The 6,658-nt window shown below is 27.3% G+C and carries 7 protein-coding genes; 5 read left to right on the plus strand and 2 right to left on the minus strand.

Features of this window, described 5'->3' with window-relative positions:
• The first annotated feature begins 77 nt into the window (after positions 1–77).
• The 3 genes from VN21_RS05025 to VN21_RS05035 are packed head-to-tail and all read left to right on the plus strand — an operon-like array spanning position 78 to position 2,185.
• Positions 78–1,028, plus strand: a complete 951-nt coding sequence (locus VN21_RS05025; protein ID WP_046822335.1) for a galactose-1-phosphate uridylyltransferase — start codon at positions 78–80, stop codon at positions 1,026–1,028.
• A 17-nt stretch (positions 1,029–1,045) separates the two neighbouring features.
• On the plus strand, positions 1,046–1,798 hold the full coding sequence (locus VN21_RS05030) for an exodeoxyribonuclease III (RefSeq protein WP_046822336.1): 753 nt from the start codon (positions 1,046–1,048) through the stop codon (positions 1,796–1,798).
• A 60-nt stretch (positions 1,799–1,858) separates the two neighbouring features.
• Positions 1,859–2,185, plus strand: a complete 327-nt coding sequence (locus tag VN21_RS05035; protein WP_046822337.1) for a hypothetical protein — start codon at positions 1,859–1,861, stop codon at positions 2,183–2,185.
• Between the two features lie 25 nt (positions 2,186–2,210).
• Here the strand turns inward: VN21_RS05035 and VN21_RS05040 are convergent, their stop codons facing one another.
• A complete protein-coding gene (locus VN21_RS05040) occupies positions 2,211–3,050 on the minus strand; it encodes a 3'-5' exonuclease (protein ID WP_064503603.1) in 840 nt (279 codons plus the stop codon).
• Between the two features lie 224 nt (positions 3,051–3,274).
• Between VN21_RS05040 and VN21_RS05045 the strand changes: the two genes are divergently transcribed.
• On the plus strand, positions 3,275–5,173 hold the full coding sequence (locus VN21_RS05045) for a type I glutamate--ammonia ligase (protein WP_046822338.1): 1,899 nt from the start codon (positions 3,275–3,277) through the stop codon (positions 5,171–5,173).
• 103 nt (positions 5,174–5,276) lie between these two features.
• On the opposite strand, the gene VN21_RS05050 is transcribed toward VN21_RS05045, so the two are convergent.
• Positions 5,277–5,657, minus strand: coding sequence for a hypothetical protein (locus tag VN21_RS05050; protein WP_046822339.1), 381 nt, complete (start codon positions 5,655–5,657; stop codon positions 5,277–5,279).
• Between the two features lie 162 nt (positions 5,658–5,819).
• On the opposite strand from VN21_RS05050, the gene VN21_RS05055 reads away from it, so the two are divergent.
• Positions 5,820–6,614 (plus strand): peptidoglycan DD-metalloendopeptidase family protein, encoded by a 795-nt coding sequence (locus VN21_RS05055; RefSeq protein ID WP_052951983.1) that lies wholly within the window; start codon positions 5,820–5,822, stop codon positions 6,612–6,614.
• Positions 6,615–6,658: the final 44 nt, after the last annotated feature.

Consider the following 6,658-nt stretch of genomic DNA (forward strand, 5'->3'; position numbering starts at 1 on the left):
GTATTTTGAAAATATTATATTAAGTATATATTTAAAAATTAATTAATTATTAAATACTCTGAATAGAGGTGTTAAATTTGAGTGATTTAAGGGTAGATTTATTTAGTGGAGATATAATTATATTTGCTCCTGATAGGACAGGTAGACCAACTGATATGAAAAAAATTGAAGATGAAAAAGAATTAGCTAATATTTATGAAAAGAAATGCCCTTTTTGTAGAGGTAATGAAGAACTTTCAGCAGGAACGACTTTTCAAATAAATAGTGATTCTGGATGGATATGCAAATCTATTTATAATAAATATCCAATAATAGAAGAAAGGGCAGTAGGAATAAGTGGTATTCATGAGGTTATTATAGATACATACAGACACAATGGTTCTTTTTATAATATGAGTGAAATTGAATTTAGAAATATGTTTATAGCATACCAAAATAGGTATAAAGAGTATGTAGAAAATAAAGACACTATATATATAAGCATATTTAAAAATTTTCTTAAAAAGGCTGGAGCATCTTTAGCACATCCTCATTCGCAAATTATTTCTATGTCATTGATACCTAAGTATATAAAAAATGAAGTAAACATATTAAAAGAGCACTATGAAAGCAAAAAAGAAAGCTTATATGAGAAAGTTATAAATGAAGAGATAACTTTAAATGAAAGAGTTGTGTATAACGGAGAAAAGTTTTTGGTGTTAATTCCATATGCATCAATGTATAACAATGAAGTTAGAATAATATGTAAAGATAGTTCTAAATTTGAGAATTTAAGTGAATTAAACTTAAATGAACTTGCCTATATTTTTAAAAAAGTATTTGGGAAAATATACATTGAATGCGGATATATGCCTTTTAATTTATGTATGCATGCACATCCAAAGGGATTGGAAAATGATGATTTATTTCATTTACATTTTCATGTGATTCCTAGAAAATACAACTTTGGAGGTTTTGAAGTAAGCAATGGAATATACGTATCCTCAACTAAACCTCAAGATTTTGCAAAAAAAATACAATTTAAGTAGATACAAAGGAGAAAAATATGAAATTTATATCGTGGAATGTAAACGGACTTAGAGCTTGTGTAACTAAAGGTTTTATGGACTTTTTCAAAGAAATAGATGCAGATATATTTTGTTTGCAAGAAACAAAACTTCAAGAAGGTCAAATTAATTTAGAACTTGAAGGATACTATGATTACTGGAATTATGCTCAAAAGAAAGGTTATTCAGGTACAGCTATATTTTCAAAAAATGAAGCTATAGGTGTTAAGTATGGAATAGGAATAGAAGAACATGATAATGAAGGAAGAGTTATAACCCTAGAATTTGAAGACTTTTATTTTGTAACAGTATATACACCAAACTCGCAACAGGGTTTAAAAAGACTTGATTACAGAATGAAGTGGGAAGATGATTTTAGAGATTATTTAAATAGATTAGATGAGGTAAAACCTGTTATAATGTGTGGAGACTTAAATGTAGCTCATGCAGATATAGATTTAAAAAATCCTAAGACAAATAGAAAAAATGCTGGGTTTACAGACGATGAAAGAAATAAATTTACGGATTTTTTAAATTCAGGATTTATAGATACTTACAGATATTTCAATCCAGACAAAGAAGGCGTATATAGCTGGTGGTCATATAGATTTAATGCTAGAAATAATAATGCTGGGTGGAGAATTGACTATTTCTGTGTATCTGATAAGTTAAAGGAGAGACTTGTATCAGCAGATATTCATACTGAAATACTAGGTTCAGATCATTGTCCAGTTGAATTAGTCATAAAATAAAACATAAAATCATAATACCTTTAATATAATTTAATAAACTGTTAAATAAAGGAGGGTATTATGAATATAGTACAGCTTAAAGAAAAAATAAATAAAGGGATAGCTTTAGGAGCTGAAGTTGTTTATATAAAAGAAGAGAGTCTATTGTTTGGAATAGAGTCTATAGTTAGAAATGAAGATAATGAAAGTATAGTATTTATAAAGTCTAAGGGAGAAAGTTTAAAAAGTGAAGATTTTATAAATATTATAGATGAAGTATACAATCAAGTTGGTAATGTAAATGTATACGTAGGTAAAGAAAGTAAATTTAGAAATGAAGACAAACCAATAGATGTTGTAGAGTTTGCTCAATATGAAAATATAAAAATGTTGTTTTTGAATGCATAAAAAAGATAAGTCCTAAAATTAGGACTTATCTTCTTTTTTTATACTTAAAACCATGTTTTGCTTTTTTCTTACTTGATTTAGGTGAAGCTTTAGGGGTTGGAGCTGGGATATCATCTATTAAAAACTGATTAGTTTTCCCCATCTTATAAGCTAAATCTATAAGTTTCTTATCATCTGAAGTTAAATCTCTTCCTAGTATCTTTTTAAATTCTTCAAATAAAGCAAGGTAGTTAACTTTCTTTTTAACTGATTTAGATCTAGTTCTATTGGATTTAACAGGTGTATATACATAAGTATCTGCAACTATATTTTCATCGTAAATACTTTTTAAAACTAAAGCTGTATAGTAAGCGTCATTTAAAGCATCGTGGTATGCTTTGTCTTGTTCAAGCTGTAAAATTTGTATAGCATTTTGAAGGCCGATACTTTGGCCAGTTGGATTATTAAAGTAAGATGATGCATACTGCTGAACGTTTATATATAACTGGGGCAATCCTTTTGAAGGAAGTGAGTAATAATTTATATTTCTGTATAACTCCTTTAAATCTCCAGAACCCCAAACGCACATTATACTAGACTTGCTAGAAATAAACTTTCTAAATTCCTTATATACGTTTGAAAAAGAAGGTGCATCTTTTACTTTGTCCAATGTTATATGAGTCATTTTTCCAACAAATGGATGGATGGTTTTATATATATTGGGTTTTACAAAACTACTAAATTTGTCGATTATATTAAAATTAGCATCAAGTTTTATAGCTCCTATTTGTATTATTTCAAAAGGGCATTGTTCATTAGAAAATGTTTTGTTATTTTCTTTATCAAATCCCTGATTAAATTCTAAATCGAAAACTATATATTCCATACGAATCTCTCCTAAAAATTTTTGGTTATTAATTTAGTATACCCTATGTAAAAAAAAAATCATACACAGGATTTTTAAGTAAATTTAAAAAATTAAATATATTGCGAACAAAATACAAATATATTATAATAATATAAATTATATTGCGAATTAAAAGTGTTTTATTCTGAAAAACATCATAACTTGCAAATCATAAAATAAAATCAGTGAATTGGGGGATAAAAATGCAATCTTTATTATATGTTATTGAAAAACATAGTCACAATGAAAAAGATTTAAAGGAACTATTGTCTCAACATGAAAATATAAAATTTGTATCTCTGATGGGAGTTGATCTAGGTGGAAATGCTATAGATGAAAAAATACCTATAGAACTTTTTCTAGATGATATTACAGGATTTTTAAATTCAGGGATACAAACTGATGGTTCTAGTGTTGAATTATACAATATAGCAACATTAAACAATGCAAAAGTTGATTTAATGCCAGATAATGATGCTATTTGGTATATAGATTATAATATGGAAAATATGTGTAATAAGTGCAACTTACCGATAGGAACTTTAAAAATACCAGCATTTTTATTACATGAAGGAAAAAGAGTTTGCTCTAGAGGGATTTTAAAAAAGTCAGAAGAATATACAAAAGAAGTTATAATGAACATAATATCACAACAACCACACATGCTTGAAGGTCTAGGAATAAGTAGCATAGATGAAATAGAAAGTATAAATCTAACTGCTGCAACAGAACTAGAATTTTGGGTAAACACACCAGAAGATAAAGCGGATATAGAAGCTCTTCATGTATCTCAAAGTTTAAAAGAACAGTATTGGAAAAGAACAAAAGGAATTATAAGAACTTGTCTAGAAAATAGTCTAATAATACTTCAAAATTTAGGGGTAGAACCAGAAATGGGTCATAAAGAGGTTGGAGGAATAACAAGCTCTATTAGTATAGATGGGAAAACTAACCATGCAATGGAACAATTGGAAATAGACTGGAAATATTCAACACCACTTCAATGTGCAGATAATGAATTATTGGCTAGAGAAGTTATAGAAGACGTTTTTTGTAGGAGTGGTTTAGAAGTAACTTTCAAAGCTAAGCCTTTAGATAGTGTTGCAGGAAGTGGAGAACACACTCACTTTGGAATCAGTGCAAAGCTTAAAAATGGAAAGATAGTCAATTTATTTTCGCCAGAAGATATGAAAAATGATTATACTACAAAGTTTGGATACGGAGCTTTAATGGGAATACTTAGAAACTATGAAGTACTAAACCCATTCGTTACTTCGTCTAATGATGGATTCAATAGACTAGTTCCAGGTTTTGAAGCACCTGTTTGTATAGTTACATCAGTAGGTCACTCTTACGAAGTTCCATCAAGAAATAGATCTATATTAGTTGGACTTATAAGAGATCTTAATAGTCCTTTAGCTACAAGATTTGAGCTTAGATCTCCAAATCCATTATCTAATACTTATTTAGTTATAGCTGGAGCATACCAAACTATAATTCATGGGATAAAGGCTGTTGCTGAGAGTAAATTAGGTACAAAGGAATTAGAGAAGGAACTATCAAAAGATATAGGAGAAAATAGTTTTTATCTAGAAAAAAACAGAGCCTACAGAGACGAAAATGATGTATTTGAAGATTATGAAGAAGAAGAAAGAAATCAAAGATTTTCAACTCCTCCAGCTACTGTATATGAGAATATGAAAAACTTAGAAACTCAAAGCTATAAGTTAGAATCATTAACTCAAGGAAATGTATTTTCAGATAAAATAATAGACTCATTTAAAGTAGGGGCTATAGACAAATGGAAAAAAGAGCTTAAAAATAGAATTATACAAGATAATATAGATATAATAAGAAGTTTAAAAAAATTACATATAAATGATGATATGGACGTTTTAGATGGAGTGTTGTGGGAAGAGATAAACTATATAAAACATTATTTAATGAAAGATACAATGAATACAAAGTCTTTATTTACAAGAATAAAAGATTCTATAGAAATTAAAGATTATGAAACAGCATCGAATCTTCAAATAGAAATGAAAAAGAAAATGAAAGAAGTTCAACAAAAATATATTCAATATCAAAAAAACATATTTTAATAGTTTTTATATTAGATAAAAGAGTATATTAAACCACTTTTATTTAGAATTTAGAAAGGGATTAAGCAAAGCTTAATCCCTTTTGTTATATTGAATGAACTTTTTATCTGAAAAATATATGAACAGATAAACTTACTATTAATAAATAAGCAATTATAGATGAGTAGTGTTTTATTTTTAGTTTATTTAAAAAATTTAACTTTGTGCAAGTCGCCATAAACAATACAAATAATAACATAGAACTACTATCAAATATAGAAAAATTAGTTTTTAATGTATAAACATGAGGGATTAAACAGGCAAGGGATATTATTAGTGAAGGTGTATTTAACTTACTAAGTGTAGGGAGTACTTTATTTATATTTGATTTTAAAGTTTTAGAATTTACTATCAAATATAAATCAGAAAGTATGTATGACGCAGAATATATTATTATAAATATAGCAGATATAATTCCAAATATAACCTCTTGATTTTTAATCATATTATCTTCCCCTTTCTTAATAAATTAATAGGTTTAAACAAATAGTTTATATTATTTTATTAAGATTGATTGTCCATTGTGATTGATATTAAGTTAAATTTTGAATAATTTATATTTAACTTGTCTATATTAAGAAATAGTTATTAAGAAGGAGGAAAAAGTATGATTAAGAGCTTAAAAATATTAATGACTGTAGGTTTAATAACGACTATTAGTACACTTAATATATATGGAGTAGAAAATGAAAATTCATCAAGTGAACAGATTGTAAAAGGTATATACAACTTAAAAATTGAACAAAGGAATATTAATGAGAAAATTACAGGTATAGATAAGTCTATAGAAGAAAAAAAGTTAATTCAAAAAGAATCTAATGAAGTGGAAGTTGTTCAATTAAACTTTGTTGATGATGAAAATAGCTTAAAAGACAATAAAGCTTTATTAAAAAATTCTATAGACTCAGAAATAAAAGATCTAGAGGATTCGAAATTATACTTGAATGATCAAATAAAAAACTTAGAAGATAAAGAAAATAATTTGAAAAACGAAATTAACGGGAAAATAAATTATGGATCTTGGCCTGTTCCAGGATATACAGAGTTGAGTTCGCCTTTTGGGTATAGAATTCATCCTATAAGTAAAGAAAGAAAGCTTCATAAAGGTGTAGATATACCTGCTGATTATGGAACCGAAGTATTAGCCACTGACTATGGAGTTGTAAGTTTTTCAGGTGTTCAAAATGGATATGGAAATGTAGTTGCTATAAAACATTTTGATGGAAAAACTTCTATATATGGACACAATAGTCAAAATATAGTTAAAGAAGGTGATTTAGTATATAAAGGGCAGCCTATAGCTAAGGTAGGATCTACAGGCCGTTCCACAGGCAATCACGTTCACTTTGAAGTAACAATAAATGGAGAACTAAAAAATCCTTTAGATGTAACTTATAAATAAAAATTAAATAATAAAAAAGCTTATATGATAAAAATTAAAAGTTT

The organism is Paraclostridium benzoelyticum (genome assembly GCF_001006285.1).
Taxonomy (GTDB): domain Bacteria; phylum Bacillota; class Clostridia; order Peptostreptococcales; family Peptostreptococcaceae; genus Paraclostridium; species Paraclostridium benzoelyticum.

Excerpts from the sequence above, each read along its gene's own strand:
- VN21_RS05055 (WP_052951983.1), top strand. The coding sequence starts at position 5,820 with ATGATTAAGAGCTTAAAAATATTAATGACTGTAGGTTTAATAACGACT.
- VN21_RS05035 (WP_046822337.1), top strand. The coding sequence starts at position 1,859 with ATGAATATAGTACAGCTTAAAGAAAAAATAAATAAAGGGATAGCTTTA.
- VN21_RS05030 (WP_046822336.1), top strand. The coding sequence starts at position 1,046 with ATGAAATTTATATCGTGGAATGTAAACGGACTTAGAGCTTGTGTAACT.
- VN21_RS05040 (WP_064503603.1), bottom strand. The coding sequence starts at position 3,050 with ATGGAATATATAGTTTTCGATTTAGAATTTAATCAGGGATTTGATAAA.
- VN21_RS05050 (WP_046822339.1), bottom strand. The coding sequence starts at position 5,657 with ATGATTAAAAATCAAGAGGTTATATTTGGAATTATATCTGCTATATTT.
- VN21_RS05045 (WP_046822338.1), top strand. The coding sequence starts at position 3,275 with ATGCAATCTTTATTATATGTTATTGAAAAACATAGTCACAATGAAAAA.